At 44.0% G+C, this 25,708-nt stretch carries 20 protein-coding genes; all 20 read right to left on the bottom strand.

The window, feature by feature from the left end; genetic code table 11:
- Nucleotides 1-30 precede the first annotated feature (30 nt).
- Nucleotides 31-501 carry a 30S ribosomal protein S7 gene (gene rpsG / locus NG78_RS00315; protein WP_004127577.1) on the bottom strand — a complete coding sequence of 157 codons (471 nt, stop codon included), beginning with the start codon at nt 499-501 and terminating at the stop codon, nt 31-33.
- A 3-nt stretch (nt 502-504) separates the two neighbouring features.
- Nucleotides 505-876, bottom strand: coding sequence for a 30S ribosomal protein S12 (rpsL, locus tag NG78_RS00320; RefSeq protein WP_003813881.1), 372 nt, complete (start codon nt 874-876; stop codon nt 505-507).
- 305 nt (nt 877-1,181) lie between these two features.
- A complete protein-coding gene (locus NG78_RS00325) occupies nt 1,182-2,153 on the bottom strand; it encodes a cell division protein FtsQ/DivIB (RefSeq protein WP_004135466.1) in 972 nt (323 codons plus the stop codon).
- Nucleotides 2,154-2,225: 72 nt separating this feature from the next.
- Entirely contained in the window at nt 2,226-3,830 is a 1,605-nt protein-coding gene (gene murC, locus NG78_RS00330) for a UDP-N-acetylmuramate--L-alanine ligase (RefSeq protein WP_004135465.1), read from the bottom strand.
- Complete coding sequence (locus NG78_RS00335; protein WP_004135464.1) at nt 3,830-5,029, bottom strand: UDP-N-acetylglucosamine--N-acetylmuramyl-(pentapeptide) pyrophosphoryl-undecaprenol N-acetylglucosamine transferase; 1,200 nt, start codon at nt 5,027-5,029, stop codon at nt 3,830-3,832. The genes murC and NG78_RS00335 overlap by 1 nt, the downstream gene beginning before the upstream one ends.
- 27 nt (nt 5,030-5,056) lie before the next feature.
- On the bottom strand, nt 5,057-6,292 hold the full coding sequence (locus NG78_RS00340) for a peptidoglycan glycosyltransferase FtsW (RefSeq protein WP_004135463.1): 1,236 nt from the start codon (nt 6,290-6,292) through the stop codon (nt 5,057-5,059).
- A complete protein-coding gene (gene murD, locus NG78_RS00345) occupies nt 6,273-7,865 on the bottom strand; it encodes a UDP-N-acetylmuramoyl-L-alanine--D-glutamate ligase (protein WP_004135462.1) in 1,593 nt (530 codons plus the stop codon). Before murD ends, NG78_RS00340 begins: the two co-directional genes overlap by 20 nt.
- A 23-nt stretch (nt 7,866-7,888) precedes the next feature.
- On the bottom strand, nt 7,889-8,992 hold the full coding sequence (mraY, locus tag NG78_RS00350) for a phospho-N-acetylmuramoyl-pentapeptide-transferase (protein WP_004135460.1): 1,104 nt from the start codon (nt 8,990-8,992) through the stop codon (nt 7,889-7,891).
- Between the two features lie 31 nt (nt 8,993-9,023).
- The gene (locus NG78_RS00355) at nt 9,024-10,658 is read right to left on the bottom strand and encodes a UDP-N-acetylmuramoyl-tripeptide--D-alanyl-D-alanine ligase (protein ID WP_004135458.1); all 1,635 of its coding nucleotides are present in this window, start codon (nt 10,656-10,658) and stop codon (nt 9,024-9,026) included.
- Between the two features lie 126 nt (nt 10,659-10,784).
- Nucleotides 10,785-11,720 carry a hypothetical protein gene (locus NG78_RS00360; RefSeq protein ID WP_004135457.1) on the bottom strand — a complete coding sequence of 312 codons (936 nt, stop codon included), beginning with the start codon at nt 11,718-11,720 and terminating at the stop codon, nt 10,785-10,787.
- Between the two features lie 42 nt (nt 11,721-11,762).
- On the bottom strand, nt 11,763-13,604 hold the full coding sequence (locus tag NG78_RS00365) for a peptidoglycan D,D-transpeptidase FtsI family protein (RefSeq protein ID WP_004135456.1): 1,842 nt from the start codon (nt 13,602-13,604) through the stop codon (nt 11,763-11,765).
- Nucleotides 13,604-14,254, bottom strand: coding sequence for a hypothetical protein (locus NG78_RS00370; RefSeq protein WP_004135454.1), 651 nt, complete (start codon nt 14,252-14,254; stop codon nt 13,604-13,606). Before NG78_RS00370 ends, NG78_RS00365 begins: the two co-directional genes overlap by 1 nt.
- Nucleotides 14,255-14,256: 2 nt before the next feature.
- Nucleotides 14,257-15,282: a 16S rRNA (cytosine(1402)-N(4))-methyltransferase RsmH gene (gene rsmH / locus NG78_RS00375; RefSeq protein ID WP_004135452.1), complete on the bottom strand. Its 1,026-nt coding sequence runs from the start codon at nt 15,280-15,282 to the stop codon at nt 14,257-14,259.
- On the bottom strand, nt 15,282-16,133 hold the full coding sequence (gene mraZ / locus NG78_RS06140; protein ID WP_004135450.1) for a division/cell wall cluster transcriptional repressor MraZ: 852 nt from the start codon (nt 16,131-16,133) through the stop codon (nt 15,282-15,284). The genes rsmH and mraZ overlap by 1 nt, the downstream gene beginning before the upstream one ends.
- A gap of 519 nt (nt 16,134-16,652) precedes the next feature.
- Entirely contained in the window at nt 16,653-17,990 is a 1,338-nt protein-coding gene (gene glnA, locus NG78_RS00385) for a type I glutamate--ammonia ligase (RefSeq protein ID WP_004127624.1), read from the bottom strand.
- A 204-nt stretch (nt 17,991-18,194) separates the two neighbouring features.
- Nucleotides 18,195-18,899 (bottom strand): hypothetical protein, encoded by a 705-nt coding sequence (locus tag NG78_RS00390; protein WP_004135446.1) that lies wholly within the window; start codon nt 18,897-18,899, stop codon nt 18,195-18,197.
- A gap of 81 nt (nt 18,900-18,980) precedes the next feature.
- Nucleotides 18,981-22,547 (bottom strand): DNA polymerase III subunit alpha, encoded by a 3,567-nt coding sequence (gene dnaE / locus NG78_RS00395; RefSeq protein WP_004135444.1) that lies wholly within the window; start codon nt 22,545-22,547, stop codon nt 18,981-18,983.
- A gap of 45 nt (nt 22,548-22,592) precedes the next feature.
- On the bottom strand, nt 22,593-23,588 hold the full coding sequence (locus tag NG78_RS00400; RefSeq protein WP_004135442.1) for an RluA family pseudouridine synthase: 996 nt from the start codon (nt 23,586-23,588) through the stop codon (nt 22,593-22,595).
- A 2-nt stretch (nt 23,589-23,590) separates the two neighbouring features.
- Entirely contained in the window at nt 23,591-24,202 is a 612-nt protein-coding gene (locus NG78_RS00405; RefSeq protein WP_004135440.1) for a signal peptidase II, read from the bottom strand.
- Nucleotides 24,203-24,303: 101 nt separating this feature from the next.
- Nucleotides 24,304-25,632 carry a DivIVA domain-containing protein gene (locus tag NG78_RS00410; RefSeq protein ID WP_004135439.1) on the bottom strand — a complete coding sequence of 443 codons (1,329 nt, stop codon included), beginning with the start codon at nt 25,630-25,632 and terminating at the stop codon, nt 24,304-24,306.
- Nucleotides 25,633-25,708 lie beyond the last annotated feature (76 nt).

Raw genomic sequence — 25,708 nt, 5'->3', positions numbered from 1 at the left:
AGCTCTTTAAGATACCGATTATCTTGTGGATTACCAGCGATAGTGAGCAAAAGCCTTGTTTGCTTCTGCCATCTTGTGGGTATCCTCGCGGCGCTTCACGGAAGCACCCAAGCCATTGGAGGCATCGAGAATTTCGTTGGCCAAACGCTCAGCCATTGTCTTCTCACGACGAACGCGGGAGAAGTCAGTAAGCCAGCGAAGGGACAATGTGTTTGCACGAGCAGGCTTAACTTCGACTGGAACCTGGTAGGTTGCGCCACCGACGCGGCGGGAACGAACCTCGAGGCTTGGACGAATGTTATCGAGAGCGCGCTTCAAAACAGAAACTGGCTCCTGCTCGGTCTTTGCCTTCACCTGCTCAAGAGCGGTGTAGACGATGTTTTCTGCGATGGACTTCTTACCATCGAGAAGGATTTTGTTAATCAACTGAGCCACGACGGTCGAGCCGTAGATTGGATCAGGAAGCAACTGATGCTTTTTTGCAGGTCCTTTACGTGACATGTTTTACTTCGCCTTCTTTGCTCCATACAGGGAACGACCCTGCTTGCGGTCCTTGACACCCTGGGTATCGAGCGCGCCACGCACGATGTGGTAACGCACACCTGGGAGATCCTTCACACGGCCACCGCGCACAAGCACAATGGAGTGCTCCTGCAAGTTATGACCTTCGCCTGGAATATAGGCGGTTACTTCAATACCCGAGCTGAGGCGCACACGAGCAACCTTACGAAGCGCGGAATTTGGCTTCTTAGGAGTGGTGGTGTACACACGGGTGCACACGCCACGACGCAACGGGCTACCTTTCAAGGCCAAAGTCTTTGACTTCTTAGGCTTGGCCTGACGTCCCTTACGGACGAGTTGTTCAATCGTAGGCAACTTAAGTTCTCCGATTCATTGATATGTTCTGTTTGGTGAAAACCGCCACACTGCAGCACACCTTAAACCTGAATCGGTTAAAAGAGTAAAAGCCACAGTCCACCGGCCCGATGGCCCTTGCGCCTCCAGTCACGCATTACTGCGCGCTATCTTTGGCACTTGGGATATCCCAACCTGCACGCCTATCACATAAGGCACGCCGTTGGCACACACGAATTACTATTATACACCAAAGTTTGACAATGCTTCTAACTAAATCACAAAAGCAAAATCAAACCCAACTCAAACTCAATTAAAATCAAAATCTACTTAAGAATTGGTCGCACAGGAGCGGAAACATCGAGCCTATGCTTATCTCCTATTTTGCTTGGATCGTCAATAATTTTAGCAACAATAGCCTTTTTTAATTCGATTTGCGAAGAATCGCCCCAAACAATAGTTCGCTTTACGTCACCAAGTTCCGTTTCAACAGAATCCTGCGTTTTTGCACTAACTTTCGTAACTCTAGCGCGCATTGATTCCGGCAGTGAGCTTACGATTTTCACAGCTTCAAGAACGGCTCTATTGTTTAGGCTTCGTTGAATATCCCCTACTTCGATTACCGGAATACCTTTAATAGACGCCTGCGCTACAGCATTTAAAACTCTACCCTTTGCATCCACAGCTGTGAGCTTACTGCTTTCGCGAGTTTTAAGCATTGCTGCAGGACGCTGAGCTCTAACCGTAATTTGTAAACTATGCGGGAAATTTTTAGTAACTTTTGCTTCAGTCACGCCAGGAATATCTTTAAGCTGACCAATTACTTCTTGCGAAGATACCAAAAACAGCGATTTGTCTACTTGAGTAGACGCTATCGATTCGATTTTCTGCTCACTCACCCATTCGTTAGAACCAGAAATAGTAATATCGTCTAGCTGAAGACGAAATGCCGGTGAGAAGAACAGAAGCCATAAAAGCGCTGCAAGAACTGCAATAACAGCTATCGCAGCTAAAACACGTTTAAGCGTAAACTTCAAATAAGCGGATTTACGTTCTTTTAAACGCTCTTTGAAATTGACGATTCTAGGACGAGTCATCATTCCAAAAGATCCAGAAGTTTGACTTAGCGTTTTCTTTATGAAATCAAGACCTGGCAAGCGCCTTGCATCAACAAATTTACCCTGATGCTTTTCTTCGCGATTAGGATTCGCATCTGCTAAATTAAGGCTTTTAACAGTGCGAGGATGCGGCTTATTTTCAGAAGAATCATTTGATTTACTAACAATCACGCGACCCATACCGCTCCTTTCCTCGTGAAGCTTAAGTTTCCTAAAGAATAGCAGATATTTCTTACTACTTTGTGAATATTTTTACAACGCTTCTAGCATAACAGACGTCATATCAGTAATACTTCCAGCACCAACAGTAAGAAGAACATCTCCGGATTTTGCGCGCGCAGTAAGTTTCAACGCAGCCTCACGCATATCTTCCACAGCCTCAATTTGCACATTGAGATTCTGCGTTTTTGCAGCCTCAACAATAGTTTCTGCGTGAATATTAGGAAAATCTTCCTGCTTTTCGCGAGCTGGAAAAATGCCAGTAACAATCACGTCGTCAGCCAAAGCCAAAGCCTTAGCAAACTCACTAGCAAAAGCGCGCGTTCTAGAGAACAAATGCGGCTGGAACAGCACACGCAATTTCGCTGAAGTATAGCGCCTTCTAGCAGCACGAAGTAAAGCTTCAATTTCCGTTGGATGATGCGCATAATCGTCAACAACAGTAACACCGTTAACGCATCCTCGAATATCAAATCTTCTAGATGCTCCCCTAAAACTTTGAGCACCACGAGCCGCATCTTCCGGCTTCATTCCAAGCAATACTGCAGCAATAATAGCAGCCGAAGCGTTACGCGCATTGTGCAATCCTGGAATTAGCAAACTAACTTCTAAGCTTAGTGAATCTTCTATTTTGCCAGCATTACCAGCATTACCAGCATTGCCAGCAATACTCCCAGGCAAAACAAGCGTAAATACTTCTCGCCCACTTACAGCCTGCTCGCTTTCATGCTTAATACCAGCAAACTGCGCCAAATTTTGCACGCGAGCGCTAGTTGAAGCCCACGAATCGTAAGCACCGTAAGCAATTGTTGCGCGCAAAGTTTCATCCGACATTTTTTCAAGAACTTTTCTAGCACCTTCGTCATCAGCGCAAATTATTACGTGATCAATAGCGTGACTTACGTGCTCAACAAAAGCTTCACGGTAACGTTCGCTAGAACCGTAATGATCTAAGTGATCCGCTTCAGCATTTGTTACGATTGCAATACTCGGGCGATATTTTTCAAAGCTTCCGTCTGATTCGTCAGCTTCAGCAACCATAACGCTTCCCTTACCTGCATGACCGCCATCAATAACAGTGCCATCTGCAGACTGTATTGATCCGCCAATCGCGTAGCTTGGATCTGAAAGTTCTCCAGTTCCAGCAACGCTTAGTATGTGAGAAAGAAGCGAGCTTGTAGTTGTTTTACCGTGAGCTCCTGCAACAGTAACCCCAGTTTTTGAGGCAAGAAGTAGCGCAAGAATATCGCTTCTATGCACGAGTTTTACACCATTGGCGTAAGCTGCCACAATTTCTGGATTATTCGGCTTAATTGCGCTTGAATACACAAGCACATCTGCACTCTCAACATGAGAAGCGTTTTGACCAATTTCTACCGAAATACCTAATTCTTCCAAACGCTTTGTGTGATCGTTTTCTTCGCGGTCGCATCCGCTAACACTTACGCCTTCTTCGTGAAGCATTTCCGCAAGAACACTCATTCCTGCTCCACCAATGCCAATAAAATGCACTCTTCCAAGAGTGGATGCGTTTTTAGAATCTTCAAATGCAGCTTTTATTGGATTTAGGGTGATTTTAGAGCATAGCAAATCCGCATTTTCGTGAGCTAAATCCGCATTATTATTAACATTCGACATTATTTTCTGCTTCCTTTTGCGATTTCAAGAATACGCTTTGCCATAACGTCTGCCGCGTTACGAATACCATAATTCCATGATTCTTTTCGCATATTTTGCAAACGCTTACTATCCTCTAATAAAGCTATTCCTTCAAGATTTAACCATTGAGCGCTAAAATCTGAGTCGTTTACCATAACTGCACCGCCAGCTTTTACAACCGGCTCAGCATTAAAACGCTGCTCGCCGTTACCAATAGGAAGCGGCACATAAACTGCAGGCAATCCTAAAGCGGAAATTTCGGCAACAGTTCCAGCTCCAGCCCTGCAAATAACCAAGTCTGCACAAGCAAAAGCCCAGTCAATACGCTCTAAATATTCCGCAATATGATAATCACCTAATCCAGCATGATTTGGATTAATATCGTTTATTTGCGATTCACCTACTTGCTTTGCAACTATGCTTCGCACTTCTTCCGCTTTTGCGCGACCAGTTAAATGTATGACTTGCGCATGCTGCAAAATTTCTTTAGAAGCTTGAGCCACAGCCAGATTAATGCTTTTTGCTCCTAAAGAGCCTCCAGTTACCAAAATAATTGGTCGCTTTGGATCTAATCCAAGCTTGCAAGCTCCTTCAACTGCAGCCGAGCCCCTATCTTCTTCCAGTTTTTTGCACAATGTAGAAATAGCAGGGCGAAGCGGCAATCCTACTCTTTTTGCTTCAGAACCGTTTTTTGCGCGCAAACCAGTGGTATTGTACACAGTTCCTATTTCTTCAGCCCATTTAGCGCCTAATTTATTTGCCATTCCGGCTTTAGCATTCTGCTCATGAATAACAATCGGAATATGCTTCGAATGAGCTTTAAAATAAACTGGAGCAGAAGCGTAGCCGCCGAAGCCAACTACAATATCTGCCTTTCGTTTTAATAAAATATTTTGAACTTTGCGCGTTTCTTTAATCCAACGCAAAGGGAATTTTAGTGCGTCAAGATTTGGTTTTCTAGGAAAAGGCACTTTTTCTATAGTGTCAAGTTCGTAGCCTGCTTCTGGAACAAGATCTTTTTCTAATCCAACAGCCGTACCAATTACGCTAATATGAGCGTTTGGCTCAATACGTTTTAATGCGTCTGCAACAGAAAGTAGTGGATTAACATGACCTGCAGTGCCCCCGCCTGCAAGCACAATATGCACTTCTTTCTGATTAGCATTAGTCTGATTCATTATTTCCCCGATTCTTCAATTACGCTACTATTTTTCCATTTTAAGCTGTGGGTTTGCTCGCATAAGACCGTCAGCGACTCCTACTGCAACCAAACACATAACAAGCGAAGATCCGCCTGCAGACACAAACGGCATAGGAACTCCCATAACCGGCAATAGTTGCACTACTACAAGAATATTAACTAAGCCCTGGCCTACAATCCACGTTGCAATGCACATTAAAGTTATTGAAATAAACTTAGATTTTGCTTGAAGCGCAGAAGAAAGCATGCACCAGCCGATTATTATGTACAAAATAACTACTGCAGCCGCAACCAAAAATCCCATTTCTTCGCCAATAATTGCGAAAATAAAATCGTTATGAGCGTAAGGTAAATAATTCCATTTTTCGCGCGAGTTACCAATACCAACGCCTAAGAGTCCTCCGGAAGCCATTGCGTATTGTGCGTGAATTGCTTGGAAGCACACGCCTTTAGCTGCTTTAGCGTCACATCCGTGCAATGTTGCGAGAATTCTTCGCATACGATTTTGACTTGTTAAAACCAAAAGAGCAACCATTATGCAAGCAATAAATATGCTTCCAACAAGCCATTTGGTTGGAAATCCACCTAAATAGAAAGCTATAAGAGCAATAAGAATAATAATTAAAGCAGTACCAAGATCCTTACCGGCAATAACTAGCAGCAAAGATACGCCTAATCCGGATGCAGCGGGAATATAGGCTCGCATTTGAACGCGCTTATACGCTTCTTTTGCTGCAAGAAGTGCGATTGGAAGCCAAATACACAAAGATAGTTTCGTGATTTCTGCAGGCTGCAAAGTAATAGGACCAAAAGCAATCCAGCCCGCGTTACCATTAACCTCTCGGCGCAAACCTGGCACAAAAGTTAAAAACTGTGCTACGGCCGCAACAGCATAAATAATCGCAACATATTTTCTGTAGTACGAAACAGGCACGCGAGAAGCAAAAATGTAGCCAATCATGCCCAAAATGCAGTAAAGAGTTTGGTTTACGCCCTGACCCCAAGGTGCAACTCCGTAAGTAATCATTGTTACTGAGGAGCTAGAAAACACCATAAATAAGCCAAATATCGATAAAATAATTACCGATATTCTCATTCCGTATAAGCACCACAGAGGATTTGTTAAACTTTTCCACCCAAGATAATGCTTAAGCGCTAAATCTTGACCCTGCTCTTCACCACTTTTTTTGTGCACTAATGAGCGCAACCACTTAATCGGCTTATTGTTGTTTAATACCATGATTGTGTACCCATCGTTGAGATTCTTCAGCAAAGCGATTTCCACGATCAGCATACGAAACGAATTGATCCATAGAAGCACATGCTGGAGCAAGAAGCACAACATCACCAGGCTTAGCGTAACGCCCGGCAGCTTCTACAGTTTGTTGCATAACAGCTTCGCCGAATGAAGAATCAGCATTTATAAGCGAATTATGCTCAATCCGCGCGCAAACCGCATCGTCAATACCATTATACGATTCAGCACTAGAACCGTCTGGAGCAACAATAGTTACAGGAATATTTGGAGCAGAATTATGAAGAGCTTCAACAATAGGACGCTGGTCTACGCCAATAACAACAACAGCTTTAATCACATGAAGCTGATTTGCTACTAAATCTTCAAAACAACCGCCTTTTGCCAAGCCGCCAGCAATCCAAACTACAGAATTATTAGCAAAACTTGCTAAAGACGCGGCTGCAGCGTGAGCATTAGTTGCTTTAGAATCATCAACGAATCGAATAGAATGCGAAGGATTGCAATCTTGAGCCGGAAAAGTTGCAACAGTTTGAATTCGATGCCCGCCTGGAGCAAACTCGCATAAAGCACGAACTGCAGCATCAACGTTTCCAGTTAAGCCAAGAGCCAAAGCCAATGCTGTAAGAGCGTCAGCCAACAAATGTGGGTAAACTGTGCCATCTGGCTCGCATAAATGACGCAAATCACGCAAAGAGACAATACGCTTCAATACTCCAGGATCTCCCCCAGCAACACCGCTGTTATCAACAATCCAACCGTCTTTAACACCAATTTCGCCCAAAGAAGGCTCAGCTAAAGTAAATCCAATACGCTTGCAACCCGAAGCCACTTTTGCAGTTTGAGCTAATGCTTTAACTCTTTCATCTTGAGCATTGTAAACTAAAGCTTTGCGAACATTATTAAAAACTTTTGACTTGTCGTGAGCATAAGCTTCCATGCCACCATGCCAATCTAAATGGTCTGCAGCAATATTTGTAATAGCAGCACAATCAAGAGCTAAAGAATCAGTAAAATGCAGCTGGAAGGAGCTTAATTCAACGCATAAAGCGTCGTGATCTGCTTCCAAAGCCGCATGAGAAACAGATTTTCCAATATTTCCCACAGCTGGAGCATCTAATCCACAAGCGGTTAGCATTGCTGAAGTCATTTCTGTAGTGGAAGTTTTGCCGTTAGTTCCGGTAATACCAATCCAATAAGCAGGTTTATTTGTGCGCTTAGAAGGAACTCGCAAACGCCACGCTAATTCAACTTCGCTCATTACTGGAATATTATGCGATTGAGCTTCTTGCAAAAATGGTGTGCGAGGATTAAAAACAGGAGAAGTAACTACAGCGTCGATTTTAGACCAGTTAATTTCTTCAAAATTATGAATATCTGCTTCAGGCTTTTTTTCGTCTGCAGTTATAGGATTAGATCCAACAGCGCGCAAAACTTCAGCAGCTCCACGTCCAGAAACACCAAGTCCTGCAACAAGAACATTTTTGAACGGGAATGTGCTACTGCACTCGCATGATGGTAGCGAAACAGACGAATCAGAACTCTTAAGAGTACTCATATTGAAGCCTTCCAACTTTTATATTAAATAAGCAATCCAGAACGGCCTGCCCAATCCGCGTAGAACATCATAAGCGCAGAAAGAACAAACATAAGCTCAATCATCCAAAAACGCACAACAACCTTTGTTTCCGTCCAGCCAAGCAATTCAAAATGATGATGAATAGGAGCCATTTTGAAAACGCGTTTATGCGTTGCTTTAAAGAAGCCAACCTGAATAACGTCACTTGCAGCTTCCATTACAAAGAGTCCGCCCAAAATTACTGCCAAAAACTCTGTGTGCGTAGCAATAGAAATAGCAGCAAACAAGCCGCCCAACGCAAGAGAACCAGTGTCTCCCATAAATACTTGAGCAGGATTGGAATTAAACCACAAGAAACCGAAGCAGGCAACAGCCGCGCAAACGGAAATAATAGTTAAATCAAGAGGATCAGAAACAGCGTAAGAGAAGCCAAAATGACCGCCGCCACGCACATGGTAGCTTTCCCAAAAAGCAATCAAAGCGTAACCTGCAAAAGCAATCATAGAAGAGCCAGAAGCTAAGCCGTCAAGACCATCGGTCAAATTTACAGCATTAGACCATGCAGCAACTAGGAAATTCACCCAAATAATAAACACAACAATTCCAACACCCTTACCGAGTATTGAAAAATCAAAGAATGGTCGCTCAATAAAACTCATTCCAGGCTGAGCACTAGCAATACCAGATTGCGTTGGAAGAAGCAGAGCAAGAAGAGCGTAAATGCTTGCAAAAACAATCTGCCCAATGAATTTAGCGTGCACAGAAAGACCAAGATTCTGCTTTTTTCTCACTTTAGCAAAATCGTCAATAAAGCCAAGCAAACCCATAGAAAGCATGGCAAAAAGCACTAAAACAGCAGACCAGGAAGGTGCTCTTCCAACAGCCATGTAGCGGTAAAGTGCAGAAGCAGCCCAACCTGCAACAACGGCAAGATTAATAACAACACCGCCCATAGTTGGAGTTCCGCGCTTTACTAAATGAGATTGCGGACCATCCTGACGAATGTACTGCCCATAATGCAAGCGGTGCACCAAACGAATAAGCAGAGGCGTGCCTATAATCGTCACAACTAGCGACACAACAATTCCGATAATAAGCGCAATCACCGCTTAACCTCCGTTTTATATTCCATTTGCACTACTTATTAATACTGGCCCAACGTTCAGCCAACACACTTAAACCTGACGCATGCGAACCTTTCAATAACACAACACTACTCGGATGGTCGGCCACAATCTTCCAAACAAGTTCATTAGCCTCATAAGAGCTATGCGCTAAATGCACTGCGTCATTGGCTGAAAGCTTTTTATTTTCCCAAGAATTGCGAGCGCCATGCGCAATACACTGGGCTAAATTGTCTAAATCAGAATCCGTTTTTGAGCCAACAGCTATAACAGCATCAACATTTGACTTAGCAGCATACGAGCCAATATTTTCGTGCAATTCGCACTCATTTTTGCCAAGCTCAAGCATTGAACCTAAAACAGCAATTCTAAAAACATTAGACTTATTTGCATTGTCTTTACTTTCGTAAGCGCATAAGCCGTCAAGTCCAGCTTTCATAGAATCAGGGTTAGCGTTAAAAGAATCGTCAATAAGCGTAAACTCTTTGCCCTCATAAGAAACGGTACTAAGCTGCATGCGATGCGGGCTAATATGCGAAACTTTGCCAAGCACATCCGCAATATTGTCTAAAGGCATACCAAAATAGCTAGCAACATTTGCTGCAGCAAGAGCATTCATAACATTATGCTCGCCTTGTATAGCAAGATGAACTTGCGTTTTATTTGTTATTTCAGAAGAATCTTCAGAAGATTTTTCAGGAGATTCTTCGTATTCGCTAAGCGTAAAAGTTGGCTTTCCAAAAGAATCAAGTTCTACGCAACTAGCGCAAAGTTGATACTCGCTTTTAGGAGCTGATTCAAGCAAACCATTTTTAAGATTTCTGCCAAAGTAGCGAACATGATTTTTATCCGCAAGATTGCTCATTGCAAAAACCCTAGAATCGTCCGCGTTTAACACTGCAATACCATGCGGCACAAGCCCTTGCACAATCTCACTTTTTGCCTGAGCAATGCGCTCAACTGAACCAAACTCTCCTAAGTGAGCAACACCAACTTTAAGCACAACCGCAATATCTGGCGGAGCAATTTTTGTTAAATTCGCAATTTCTCCAACATGGTTAGCACCCATTTCTGCTACTAAGAATCTAGTAGATGGACCAACTTTTAAAGAGGTTAAAGGCAAGCCGATTTCGTTATTAAAAGACCCAACAGGAGCAACAGTTTCGCCCAAAGTGCTAAGCAATGCCTTAAGCATATCTTTAGTTGTTGTTTTTCCAACAGAACCAGTAATCCCAACAATTGTAAACGGCTGCTGTAATTCGCGTCTACGCTGCAAATTATGTTTAGCAAGCAATCCTAAAGCTTCAACGGAATTTTTAACAACAATCTGAGTAATATAAACATCTTTTACAAAATGCTCAACAATTGCTAATACAGCCCCAGATTTTTCAGCGCTTTCTACATAGTCGTGACCGTCAACATGTTCACCAGCAATTGCAACAAAAACGGATCCTTCACGAACTTCACGAGAATCAGTAAAAACGGATGTAGCAGTAGTGTTTTCGAGCTTTGTATTAGAAGAATTATTTTGATTGCTAACGTGCACAGTGCCATTTACTACAGAAGCAATTTCAAAAACACTCATAGGCATCATGTTATTTTGCGTCTTCGCTTCACTAATTGCCTCATGGTTTTGATTACAACTCATAAAATCCTCCTAAATGCTCCGCATGCTTAAAAACACTCAAAGCCCAAATCCAAAGTCCAAAATCCAAGTCTAAAACATTTGCTTAAAGTAGTTTGCACAGCTAAAACACACGCGCAAATTACCTATTTAACGCAATTCGTGAGAAACACGCAATGCGCTTTTAATAGTTCCACGACGCACTCCAGCAGCCAACACCATTGCAATTGCTAGTGAAAGATGACGCTTAATATTTTGTCCGCCAATTTCGTCTGCTAATTGCGCTAATTCGTCCGATTCAGTAGATCTTGTAACGCAATACGAGTGATCTCTGCTACTAAAACCGTAGCGTTGTCGCAAAGAATAAAAACTTATATTGGTAGTTGCAGTTGTAGTTGCATTGGTAGTTGCATCAGTAGTTGATTTAGAGTCGTCGTCTACTTTAGATTTCTCCGCGCCCAAAACGTCAATATTTACCGACTGCAACGCATTTTTCGACAAAGTCGCGCTATTAAGTGCAATAACTACTGCAGCAGCACCATCTTCTGCACAAACTGACAGCGTATGCTGAACATCAGCTATATTTAACGGATATTCCAGCGAAAGTTCGCGCTGCAAAGAAGACGATCCAGCGTCACTAATCACACCAACAGGATTACCAAGCATGTGTAAAAAGTCTGCCAATCGCAAAACATTAGCATGAATTTCGTCATCGTCGTCGCCTGCAACAGCAAAAGTTGCAACGCAAGAAGAAGGATCACAATTAATATCGCAAGCAAGTTTTCCAAGAGCAACAGGATTAGCAGAAGATACAAGTAGCGGTATTCCTAAATCTACAGCTTCATTACGAAACTCTGGTGGAACTAGTGCAGCGTACGCTCCAGCATCTCTAGCAGCTTCAAGTTGACGGCGATCAACGTGGCCGAGCGGCACAAACAGGCAGCCAGGATGCACTTGTCGCACGTCATGAGCAATAGAAGTAACAGTTACTTCAGATGCAAACGCTGGCACAACTTCAAAACCGTAGTTTTTTGCAGCGAAACCTAAAGTAACTCTTACTCTTGAATATTCATCAACCACATTCATTGCACACCCTACTTAGTATTAAACAACATTGTAATGCGCTCATTACCAATTTACCGCAACAGGGTTCGTGCGTGCAGCAGAAGTTGGAACATCATACTTTTGCATAAGGAATTCACCAATTGTTTTGAACAATGGGCCTGCAGTCATACCACCGTAAACGCCTTGTGGATCTTTTAGCACAACGGTTACGATGAAGCGAGGATTATCCGCCGGAATAGCGCCAGACCAGTCGCTAATTGTGGAGCTAAGACGGCCATCAGGTCCAGCAACTTCTGCAGTACCACTCTTTGCAGCAACACGGTAGCCATCAACACCTGCAAAACGGTGATAATGCTCGCCTGAGTTTTCAAGAGCGTTCATCATTTGAGCTGCAACATTCTCATCAATAACTCGCGTTCCTTGAGCACGCCCAGCTTTAGTTACATGACCGTTAGAATCAATAACAGACTTAATCAAAGTTTGACGCAACTTCACGCCTTTATTCGCAATAGTTGCCATAGCGTTAGTAAGCTGCAAAGCGTTCACAGCATAACCTTGGCCGAATAGAACAGTATCTTTCTTACGACCATCCCAAGATTGCATGCTAGGAAGCAAACCGCGAGATTCACCCTGCAAATTCAATCCGGTATACTGACCGAGACCAAACTTATAAAGGTATTCGTAGCGCTTATCTAATGGATACTTTTCGCCGGCCATAACCATACCAACGTTTGAAGATTCAGCAAGAATACCAGCCAAAGTCCAATGTTCAACACCATGATCAACAGCATCGTGATATGTTTGGCCATTCTTATTAATGCTGTTAGGAACAGCAAACTGATCGCTAAGCTTGTGAGCGCCGGTTTGCAACATACCAGACATTGCAAAAGCTTTACCAATAGAACCAGGTTCAAATGTTTGGCTTACTGCGCGAGACACGTTTACTTTGGATTGCGTGCTACCGGCTTTAATATCGTCAGTATCTTCCAAAGCTAGAATTTCGCCAGTTCGAACATCCTGAACTACTGCAACACCCCATGCTGCACGATATTGTTTCTTTCCGTCAAGAAGAACCTTCTTAACATACCAATCAACATCGCTATCAATCGTAAGCTTAATATCACTGCCGTTTACAGCAGGCTTAGATTCTGTTACAGTTCCTGGAATCTTCTCATTTCCAACGTTATTTCCTTGGTAACGCTGGTAACCGTCTACACCGTTTAAGGTGGAGTCATGAGTTAGCTCAAGTCCAGAAACACCAACTTCACCCTTGCGATCCTTTAAGTCTTTACGATTAACTTCATCCGCATTCGAAACTGCACCAATTACAGAACCAAGAATTGGGCCACTAGAATACACGCGCTCGCTGCTATTTTCTGCGTAAATGCATCCGGAAAGATTAAGATTGTCAATAGCGCGCTTAACTGCAGGAGTTACGTTACGCTTCAACAAAACGTAACGACCAACGCCAGCTAATTTTCCTCCAAGCTCTACAGAACTCATGTGAAGAATCGGAGCAAGCAAACGAGCAACCGCCACAGCGCCCGTACCCTCTACCGGCTTACCATTTAGCATATGGCAATTATCTTCAGTCTGCTTAGTGCATGGCGTAGGCTTAAAAGCCTGAGCGTTAAGAGGGTCTCCAATAATATTGAATCGCTCAACGCTTTGTGCAAGAACAGCACCATTGGCATCCAAAATTTTGCCACGACGAGCAAGAATTGGGCGCACTCTGCTGCGTTCTGCTTGAGCTGCCTGCGCAGTAGAACGTGCGTTAATTAGCTGAATATAGCTAAGTTTTGCAACGGCACAAATGCCTATGAAAGCGAAAACTATAGCAATAACAGTGCATTTACGAACAAAGTTTTGTTCTTTGGCGAAACGTTGTTTAAAAATGTGGCGCATCAATGTTTCTCCTGTTTTGTTTGTTGTGACTGTTGTTTTTGTTGCTGTTCTTTAGTTTTGTTTTTAGGTTTATTTTTAAGCTTGTCTTGCGGATTGTTTTTAGCTTTATCTTGCGGCTTATCTTGCGGCTTATCTTGCGGCTTATTATTTTTTGGAACTTCTTTTTTGTTCTTGTGATTATGCTTTCGTTTAGCCGCGTAATCACTTAAATCAATCGCAATAGAACCTTGCTGCGGAATCATACCCATGCGTTGCGCTTTAGAAGGAAGCTCAGCATCCAAAGTATCGAGCTTTGCTTGCTTAGCTTCAACATCTTGACGCAAGCGTGAAATACGAGATTGCGTAGCAGTCTGCTCAAAAGAAAGCTCAGCCATTTGCGTACGAAGCATAAGCGAAGTAGACAAAGTCACAACCATGAAAATCACAATAATCATGAAATTTATGATTGGAACTTTGCGCGTATTACTCCAGTTCATAACTTTCTGCAAACGATTAAGAACCACGGAAGTTTGACGCTTAGCAGCACCAAATACTGCTGTGGAAGAATTTCGCGAATAATCTTTACGAGTTGACGCATCCTTAACACGACCTGCAGGAGCGGAAGTAGAAGAAGCCGAACGCAATACGCGATTTTTAGTATTCAATACCATTTTTATCGGCCTCCTTTACGAGGCTCTAAGCCATAAGCTTCATCTTCAAGCCTGTTGAGCCAACGCTCAGGAATAGGACGGCACAATTCAACAGCGCGCAAACGAACTGAAGAAGAGCGAGTATTATGCTCAATCTCCTCTTTAGATGCTTTCATTGCGCCTCTTGTAAGAGACTTAAAGAAAGGCTGAGCATCTTCAGGAATAACAGGCATATTCGCTGGAACGTCAACTGTTAAGCCCTTATTCATAAAGCGCTTAACAGTTGTGTCTTCCAAAGAATGGTAAGACTCAACCACAAGACGACCATGTTCACGAAGATGCAAAGCAATCTTTGGAAGCGTACGCTGAAGCTTATCTAGCTCACCATTTACTTCAATACGCAAAGCCTGGAACACGCGCTTAGCTGGATTTCCTGTGGCACGGTGAGCCTTAGGAATCACATCGTCAACTAAACGAACAAGCTGTCCAGAAGTTAAAAGAGGCTTATCTTCGCGAGTTTCAACAATTCGACGCGCAATAAGAGACGCAAAACGTTCTTCGCCATACTCGCGGAAAATTTTAGTTAATTCGCGAGCATCATATGTTGCTAAAATCGTTGCCGCAGTAGTTGATTGCGTAGTATCCATGCGCATATCAAGAGCGGTGTCGTGAGAATAGGAGAAGCCGCGATCCGCTTCATCAATTTGCAGGCTAGAAAGACCCAAATCCATAAAAGCTGCGTCAATTGCGTCAATATTATGCGCACTTAAGACTGAGTCAATTTCGTCAAAAGCTGCGTGAGCTGGAATAAAACGATTTTCCAAACCTTCGTTACGCATGCGCTCTGTAGCTAAAGACAGCGCCTCAGAATCTCGATCAATTCCAATAAGAGTTGCAAAAGGAGCTGCTTTAAGAAATGCGGTGGCGTGTCCGGCAAGGCCTAGTGTGCAATCTACTACAATCGCGTCTTTATGCTGCAAAGCAGGAGTTACTAAATCGACGCAATCTTGCAATAAAACCGGTGCGTGTATAGCTGTAATATCTTGCATCACATCACCGCCGGAAGTACGTCGTCAGCAATATCGGCATAACCTTGCTCACGATCAGCAAGATAAGCTTCCCAAGCCGACTTATTCCAAATTTCAGCACGCGTACCAACACCAATAACAACGATTTCGTTGCCTAAACTGGCGTAATCCCTAAGCATTTGCGGCACAACAATACGACCTTGCTTATCTGGCTCTTCGTCAACAGCGCCAGAAAGAAAGACGCGCAAATAATCACGAGCAGACTTATTGCTCATAGAAGTGCGCTGAATTTGCGTGGTCATGCGCTGAAACTCAGTCATTGGAAGCACGTAAACGCAACGCTCTTGGCCACGAGCCATAACAAAACCGCTTCCAAGTTGAGCGCGGAATTTTGCAGGAAGAGCCACGCGACCTTTATCGTCGATTTTCGGCGTGTAAGTTCCAAGCAAAATAGGAGCTAATGGCGAGGCCGCAGGATTTTGCGCATACTGAACAGGCTGCTGCATTGGCTGCTGCATTGGCTGAATTGGCTGCTGAACATTATAGAACGGTGCAATTGGCATAGCTGCAGCTTGAGTAGCTGAATTATAAGCGCCGGATGGAGTGGAGGTGAATGTCGGCGCCTGAATTGCTTGCTGAACAGCTGGCATAGAAGTTGAAGGCACTCCGTAAGAGTCCTGAGCGTGCTGCGAATGCTGAGGTTGAACAGGCTGAACATATGACGTAAGAATCTGCGGAGCTTCAGCTTGCAGTGGCATCTGCGTTTGCTGAGACATATCAGATTCAGTGGAGAAACCAGCCTGATTTACGGAATGCCCAGAGGCAGAATTGGCTTTATTCCGCGGTTGCTTATTAGCAGCACGACGTGCCATACTCCACCTCCTAACTCAACGCACACTATGCCATTTGCACGTTAGTCACCATTTTACCCCATTCCTCCCCAAAAATCCCCACTTTTTTGCAAAATTTTTGATTTTTTTTCAAAAAAGCACCACCGGAAATAAAAAACGTTACTTGCATAGAAGCAGCTACAAACACCTAAATATCTCCGGCAAATGTTTCAAAGCAACGCCAAAGTGACAACAAACGCCGGAAAAATACACGGCATTTGTGGTCAGACGCTGCCAAAACGACTACAAACGCCAGGTAGATTCCCGGCAAATGTGGTCAAAAACAAACAAAACGACAACAAACTCCGGAAAAATACACGGCAAATGTTTACCAAAACAAGCGAAATGAGACACTCGCGCATAAGCCGTACTGCACTATGGTCTTAAAATCGCAAATAAAAGACCCTCACGCAGTACATTTCTGCATGAGGGTCTTAACAACTACAAATGCCGGAGAAAAACTCCGGCAAATGTTTCATAAAAGCGTCAAAGTCGCTCGCGCTACAAGCGCGGCAAATACTTCTCCAGCTCAAAAGGCGTAACCTGGCGGCGGTATTCTTCCCACTCCTGGTGCTTATTACGCAAGAAATACTCAAAAGCATGCTCGCCTAATACGCTTGCCACAAAGTCCGAGCGCTCCATAATCTTCAAAGCCTCGTCCAAAGATTCTGGCAACGGCTGAATTCCCATAGCCTGACGCTCAGCATCAGTAAGCTCCCACACGTCGTCACTAGTTGGATCGCACAAAGTCATCTGCTTTTCAATACCATCCAAGCCTGCAGCCAAAAGCACAGAGTAAGCAAGATACGGATTCGCCACAGGATCTAGCGCGCGGAATTCCATCCTGCAAGAATTGCCCTTTCCAGGCTTGTACTGCGGCACACGAAGAAGCGCGGAACGGTTGCTATGACCCCAGCACACGTAGCTAGGAGCTTCCGCACCACCCCACAAGCGCTTATAAGAGTTCACATACTGATCGGTTACAGCGCAAATTTCCGAAGCGTGATGCAAAATACCAGCCGCAAACTGACGCGCAATAAGCGACATATTAAACTCTTGACCAGCCTCATAGAAAGCGTTCGTATCTCCCTCAAACAAGCTCAAATGCGTGTGCATGCCAGATCCAGGCTGATCCGTTAGCGGCTTTGGCATAAAGCTTGCGTATATTCCGCGCTCAAGCGAAATTTCCTTGACTACAGTGCGGAAGGTCATAATATTGTCCGCTGTAGTAAGCGCATCCGCGTAACGCAAATCGATTTCGTTTTGACCAGGTCCGCCTTCGTGATGCGAGTATTCAACAGAAATACCCATCTGCTCAAGCATACTTACAGCATTCCTACGAAAGTCCATTGCCGAGCTTCTAGGAACGTGATCAAAGTAGCCGCCTTCGTCAATCGGCACAGGAGCTTTAGACCAATCATCTTGAGCTTCGAACAAGTAAAACTCAATTTCAGGATGCACGTAGAAAGTAAAGCCCTTTTCCTTCGCTTTTGCGAGCGCAGTCTTTAAAACGTGACGAGGGTCTCCCAGCGAAGGCTCGCCATCAGGAGTTAAAACATCGCAGAACATGCGCGCTGTTCCTTCCGGACCTCCATGCCATGGAAGAATCTGGAAGGTTGATGGATCCGGCTTAACAATCATGTCGTCTTCCAAAACGCGCGTCATGCCTTCTATTGCCGAGCCGTCGAAGCCAATACCCTCTTCAAAAGCTGCCTCTAATTCAGCAGGGGCAATAGCAACGGATTTAAGCGTGCCAAGCACGTCCGTAAACCAGAGTCGAATAAAACGCACGTCTCGCTCTTCAACAGTACGTAGAGCAAACTCTTGTTGTCTATCCATAAATCAGCCCCTTGGGTAGCATTTACCGCGCTAATGTTGGCTTAAGCCAATTTGCGCAGTAATATTTATAAGCTCAATAAAATCAATAAGCTCGTTATGTATATTGTAGTGTATTCTTGCAAAATATTCTGCATGAATCTTAGCTATGAGCAATGAATTTACTTAATCGTAATGAATTGCAAACTATATGCTTATATTTATTAGCTAGTTTATTTTGCCGTATTTTTGGAATATTTTGTATGCTTCTAAGTCACTTAAGTCGTCACTGTTGAACATTTCTAATCCACGTTTTTCAAGACTATCGGCGTTTTCCATGCAAATAGCAAGATCTTCAACATCTCTTGACCAAACAGCTAGTGCCATTGGTGCCACGATTTCTTGAGGATCTTTTGCAGCCTGGTAGATTTTTGCAGTTATTTTATCTGCGCGATTTGTAATAAGCATTACATCCATGCCGAAGAAGAACTCCACAAATTTTTTCACGTCGTCTTCTGGGCCGTTTCCTTCCAGATTTTTCAGCACTGCAACAGAACCCTGTTCTTCCGAAAAGCATCTGGCGCTAATATTTGCCATTTTGCAAAAAGCAGCAAGCAATTTCGCAGGCTCAACGTATGCGATTATCATTGCAACTTTTGCTTTGTTTCCAAGTAAACCTTGTAAATCTTCCTCAAAATTAGCTTCTTCAATTCCGCGCATTGCTTCTTCAATAGAATTATTTTCTTGATTATTTCTATTGGAATCGTCTAATAAATCTTCAGTATTTGAATTACTTTGATTTTCGTTTTCTTGAAATTCTTTTTCAAAGCCTGCAAGCGCGTTATCTAATTCAGCATCAGTAAAAGAAGCGCGTACTGAATCATCATTGTTACACTCATCGTCATTTTTGCGCTCGTCACCATTGTTTGACATATTCGTTGTTTCCTCCCCTTTCAATGTAACTTCTTAAAGCATATCTAGTTTTATATTTTACCAAGTTAATACTGCATATTTTTACGCGCTAGGCAAGCAATTTGAGCCAAATACGATTTTCATTTCCGCAAACAGCGAAGTGTCACGCTTAACGCGGAAACGGTCGCCAAAAGTAAGAACTTGCGCACGTCCAGAATCGTCAAGTAAAGCCAAACGCACTTGGCAGCACCCAGGGTGACGACTTAAAATATTGCTCAATTCAGCCACATGACCTTTATCTAAAGCTTTGCGCGGAAGCACAATTGTTAACGGACGCTCATCAACCGACTCCAATGTTGGCACTTCAAACTCGGTTGCGCGCATAGACACAGTTTCATCACGCACCTCAACTTGACCGCGAATACGCACAACCTGGTCAATTGCAAGCTCCTGAGCCGAAGCTTCGTAAACTTTGCCAAAGAACATGCACTGTATTGAGCTTTCCATGTCTTCAACTGTGACTATTGCCCAAGCGTTACCTTTTCGAGACACTCGCCTATCTACGCTTGTAACCAGACCCGCGATAGTTACTTGCTGACCGTCGCTCATAGTTCTTGCGCGGTCAATTAGTTGAGCGATTGACATTTCTCGCAAATCTGCCAAAACTGCAGACAATCCGCTTAGTGGATGATCAGAAACGTACAATCCTAACATTTCGCGCTCAAAATTAAGCTTCGTTTTTTTATCCCACTCTTCAACATCCGGCACAGTGATTTGCATATCTCCCAAACCAGCGTCGTCAGATGAGTCAGAAGACGAGTCTACGTCTGCAAATAAATCAAACTGGCCTTCTGCCTGCTTGCGTTTAAGCGCAATCACAGAGTCTATTGCAGGGTCGCAAATTTGCAATAGAGCACGACGATTTGAATCAATCGAATCAAAAGCTCCAGCTTTAATAAGAGATTCCACTAAGCGACGATTCAGCGCGCTAATTGGCACGCGCTTTACAAAGTCCATAAAGTTTACGAATCTTCCGCGTCCAGCTTCACGCTCGGAAATAATGTCGTTTACAGCCTTGTCTCCAACGTTACGAATAGCACCCAAGCCAAAGCGCACAACATCTCCAACTGCAGAATATTCAAGAACGGACTCGTTAACATCCGGCTGCAAAACTTGAATACCCATGCGCCTTGCCTCGCCCAAATACAGTGCAGTTTTGTCTTTATTCGTGCGCTCGTTTTGTAGCAAAGCTGCCATAAATTCCACAGGATAATGCGTTTTTAAGTATGCCGTCCAGTAAGAAATTAATCCGTAAGCTGCAGAGTGAGCTTTGTTAAACGCGTAGCCGGAGAATGGAACCAAAACATCCCACACTGCTTGCGCAGCTTCTTCAGAATATCCGTGCGCTTTCATACCTTCAAAGAACGGAACTTGCTCTTTTGCCAGCACTTCCGGCTTCTTCTTACCCATTGCTCGACGCAAAACATCTGCCTTACCAAGACTGTATCCTGCCAAAATACGCGCAGCAGACTGCACCTGCTCCTGGTAAACAATCAAACCGTAAGTTTCGTCCAAAACTTCCTTAAGAGGCTTTTCAACTTCCGGATGAATTGGAATAATATCTTGCAAACCGTTCTTGCGCTTAGCGTAATTCGTATGCGAATCCATATCCATAGGACCAGGCCTGTAAAGCGCAATCAAAGCCGAAATATCGTTGAAATTATCTGGTTTTAAAGTACGCAGAAGAGCGCGCATGCCGTCGGAATCAAGCTGGAAAACGCCTAAAGTATCTCCCCTAGAAAGAAGCTGATACGTTGGCTTATCGTCCAATGGAATTTTCGTATAGTCAATCGGCTCTTTTCCATTATTTTTAATATTTCGCAACGTGTCGCGAATAACAGTCAAGTTGGAAAGGCCCAAAAAGTCCATTTTTACAAGACCGAGCGTTTCACAAGTGTGATACTCGAAAGTTGTTGTAATCGTACCGTCAGTGCGCTCAAGAAGCGGAGAAGTGTTTGTGATTGGCTCCGAGCCCATGATTGTTGCGCAAGCATGAACACCGGTTTGACGAATCAAACCTTCAATACCTTTTGCTTCTTCCGTAATACGATGCGTATCTGGATCCGTATCATACATTTCGCGAAACTCGCGCGCTTCAGCGTAACGCTTGTTTTTTTCATCGAAAATATCATGCAAGCTCATATCTTTGCCGTTTTTAGCAGGCGGAAGAACTTTCGTAATTTTTTCGCCTACTGAAAACTCGTATCCCATAATGCGCGCGGAATCTTTAAGAGCCTGCTTCGTTTTAATAGTTCCGTAAATAACGCACTGAGCGACCTTATCTCTTCCGTATTTTTCGCCCACATATTCAAGAACTTTGGCCCTGCCATCCGGGTCAAAATCGACGTCAATATCTGGCAAAGATACGCGCTCCGGGTTTAAGAAGCGTTCAAAAATAAGGCCGTGCTTCATAGGATCAAGCTCAGTAATGCCCATTGCGTACGCAACCATAGCGCCTGCAGCAGAACCACGACCAGGGCCAACCATCACTCCATGCGCTTTAGCCCAGTTAATATAGTCTGCAACAACCAAAAAGTAGCCGCAGAACTGCATTTGGCAAATCACACCGCACTCGTAATCAGCCTGCTTTAACACTTCCATTGGAATGTTGTTGTTGTAGCGACGCTCCAAGCCTTCCTCAACTTTTTTAAGGAATAGCGAAGTCTCATCCCAACCTTCCGGGCAGTCAAATTGCGGCATAAAAGCGCCATCTTCGCCGTCGTCAAACATAACATTGCAGCGTCTAGCAATCTCAAGCGTATTGTCACAAGCTTCAGGAAACTCTTTAAAAAGATCGCGCATTTGCTCAGCGGACTTCAAATAGTATCCGGAACCGTCAAACTTAAAACGGTCAGGATCATCAAGCCTAGAGCCTGAATTAATGCAAAGCATAGCATCTTGAGCTTCGCGATCTTCTTCGTGAACGTAATGCAAATCGTTCGTTGCAAGAAGAGGAGCATTAAGCTTTTTAGCAATCTCAAGCAAGTCTTTTGTTACGCGAGTTTCGATTGAAAGCCCATGATTCATAAGCTCAATAAAGAAATTGTCACGCCCAAAAATATCTTGAAACTCTCCGGCCGCACGCAAAGCTTCTTTAAACTGACCTAGTCGAAGACGCGTTTGAATAATTCCAGAAGGGCATCCAGAAGAGGCGATTACGCCTTTTGAGTAGGTTGAAAGCACGTCTTTATCCATACGCGGGTAGCGCATAACACGGCCTTCAAGATTCGCCACAGACGAAGCTTTAAGAAGATTTGTTAAGCCTTCATCGTTTTGCGCCCACAAAGTCATGTGAGTAATTAAGCCGCCGCCGGAAACATCGTCTGCACGCTGATCTTCCGTGCCCCAATGCACGCGGCTTTTATCTTGCCTTGCGGTTTCAGGAGTAACATACGCTTCAATACCAATAATCGGCTTAATTCCAGCTTTTACGGCCGTACTCCACATTTCGTACGCACCGTGCATGTTTCCGTGATCAGTAATAGCAACAGCCGGCATGCCCAACTCTTTAGCACGATTAACTAAATCAGGGATTTTCGACGCACCGTCAAGAAGCGAATAGTGCGTATGATTGTGCAAATGTACGAAGTTGGTTTCCGGCTGAGTCATAAATGATATTCTATAAGCGAAAGCTGACCGAAAAATGCAAAAACGCTACTTTGATAATTCTCGCATAGCTTCTAAAGCGTGTTGCAAATCAGAAGGATAATTCGACTTTACTTTAATCAATTTTCCCGTTCTAGGATGCGTAAAAATAAGCTCAATAGAATGAAGCCACTGCCTTGTTAAACCAAGCTTTTTAGCCAAAACCGGGTTTGCACCGTACATAGAATCTCCGACTAGCGGATGGCCAATAGAAGTAAAATGCACGCGTATTTGGTGAGTGCGGCCCGTTTCCAAATTAACACTTGCTAAAGTTGCTTGACCGAAGCGTTCAAGAACATCCCAATGCGTAACAGCAGGTTTTCCACTTGGCGTGATTGTGAAACGAAAATCCGAAACTTTTGCGCGACCAATTGGAGCTTCGATTGTTGCTTTATTTTGCGTTAAGTCGCCTTGAACAAGCGCATGATACGTTTTTTTAACAGTGTGATTTGCAAACTGCTTTTTCATTTCTTCATACGCTAAATCTGTTCTACAAACAAGCATTAGGCCGCTTGTGCCAGCATCAAGACGACTTACAATACCACGGCGATTTTCGTCTCCAGCAGTAGCAGAAATACTAATTCCGCGCTTTTCTAAAGTCTCTCCCACTGTTGGGCCACACCAGCCTTGAGCTTGGTGAGCGGCCATTCCAACCGGCTTATCTACAACTACAATATCTTCGTCTTTATAAGCGATTGTCATGCTTTCTTCGATTGCTTGATTTTGGAGCTGTAGTTCTATTTGATTATTTTGCTGACTTACGTCTTGAAGCACATCATTTTCGCAACTATTTTCAGCAAAATCTTCGCCAACTAAATCATCGAATATTATTTCGTCACTACTAAGCAAAAGTGCAGATTTATTTGCTTTACGATTAGCAATACGCACGGTTCCGTTAGAAACAAGATCGCTTGCTTTTGAACGCGAAATATTGCGCAATTTTGAAACTGCAACGTCAAAACGGCAACCAACTAAATCTTCAGGAACTGGCATACTGCTTTGCATAATTAATTGTTGCTTTCGTCAGTATTTTCGACAGTGACTTCGGAAGTATTTTCGGCAGCGTTTTCGTCAGCGTTTTCGGAAGTATTTTCGGAAGCGCTTTCACCAGCGCTTTCGCCAGAACTTTCGTCATCACTTTCGCCAGGCTTAAACGGAGTTTCAAACAAAATCAAGCCAACAAACCAAATGCCTGCAATAGCAAGAATAATATCCGCAACGTTACCAACTGACCAACCGTAGTTAATAAAGTCAACAACTTTGCCGTCAAAAAAATGCTCGGCATAAATTGCGCGATCAATCAAATTGCCAAAAGCGCCGGAAAATGCTAAAGACAGCACAATTGTCCACTGCAACGATTTTGTGCGACGAACTGCAGCAAGCATAGCTACACAAGCCAAAATCGCCACTATGCTAATAAAACTAGTTAAGCCAGAACCTAGTCCAAACGAAGCACCGCCATTTCGCACAAGCGAAAGCATTAAGGAATTAGGAATACAAACAATCTGCTTTCCATACTGTAAAGCGCTAAGAGCCCACAGTTTGCTAAGGCGATCTACAACAAGCCCAACAATAACAATAAGTGCAAAAACGGCTACGCGAGTACGTAGCCGTTTCACACGCACATCTCTATGCGTCAATTTTTATCCGATCTGTAAATAAAAATAGCATCGGCTTAAAGCGCGCAAACATTTAAAAGTTACGCGCTTTAAGAAGAAAACTACTCTTGCTTATCCTCATTGGAAGCTTGCTTCTGACCAAGAGCAGCATACGCGTTTTCGTCAGAAACCTGGGCAACCAACTGGCCAAGGAAGTCAGTCAAGCGAGTGCGATACTCAGTCTCAAACTGCTTGAGGCTCTGAATATTGCCTTCAATAACCTGAGTCTGCTTCTCAAGATTCTCGCGCACCTGACGAGCATAAGCGTCGGCAGCGGTACGTGTTGTAGAATCATAGTCTGCAGCGCGGTGCTGTACTTCGGACTCGTACTGATCAGCCTGATCGTGAGTCTGCTTAGCATAATCGTCTGCAGCCTGGCGAACCTTACCAGAGTAAGCATCAGCCTCATTGTGAGCGCGTGCAGCATAAGAATCAGCATCACCGCGAGTACGAGTAGAGTAATCGTCAGCATCAGCATGAGTCTGCTTATTGTATTCATCTGCCTCAGAACGAGTGCGCTCAGAATACTCATCAGCCTTAGCAATTGTTTCGTTATAACGAGCCTGGCTCTCTTCAACAATCTGCTGAGCCTTAGCCTTGCCCTTATCAACGTACTGATCGTGCAATTGCATTGCAAGAGTCAACATAGCAGTTGCGCGCTCTGGCTCAGAACCCTGGGCTTCAGCACCAGCACCAGCAATCTTCTGCAAGCTACCAGTTTCAGTATTTGGCTCCATCTTAGAAACCTGCTGACGAAGCTGCTCTTCACGCTGACGGGATTCTTCAAGCTGCTTAGAAAGCTCCTGAACCCTAGCGTTTTCCTGCTGGGTAACAACAAGCTGCTGACGAACAGTTTCGAGCTCGCGACCCAAGTTTTCGCTATTTGCACGGAAGTCATCGCGCTCGCGAGTAACGGTTTCAAGTTCCTTCTGAACCTGATCTACGTTATCTGCCTTAGCGGTTTGAGCAGTAAGCTGATCAACCTGAGCACCCAAGCCATCCAACTGCTCCTTAAGCTGCTGGTTTTGAGCGGTAAGAGCACGGTTGCTTTCTTCAGCTTCACGCAACTTAGTTTCAGTCGCCTCAAGCTTTTCAGCAGATTCATTAGATTCGCCCTGCTGCTTAGCAGCATTGCGCAACGTTTCATTTTCTTGAGTTAAGGACTCAACTTTAGAAGTCAACTCAGCAATCTTGGTATTCAAACCCGCAACATCGCGGCCAAGGGATTGTGTGGAAGCACCAAGTCCCTGCACTGCCTGCTGACCAAGCGCTTCTATTGTTTCTGTAACTTGATCGAGAAATTCGTCAACCTCGTCAACGTCATATCCTCCCTTGAAACGTACAATCTGGAAGGTATGCTCTCGAATGTCCTTAGGCGTCAACAGAGTCATATGCTTTACACCTCGCTTTTGGGACGCATCTCATTGATATATATCTATTCGATGCTATCACGTACGCAGAAAATTA

The organism is Gardnerella greenwoodii 00703Dmash, from assembly GCF_000263635.1.
GTDB lineage: Bacteria > Actinomycetota > Actinomycetes > Actinomycetales > Bifidobacteriaceae > Bifidobacterium > Bifidobacterium greenwoodii.
This window is presented reverse-complemented; position numbering and strand designations above follow the sequence as displayed.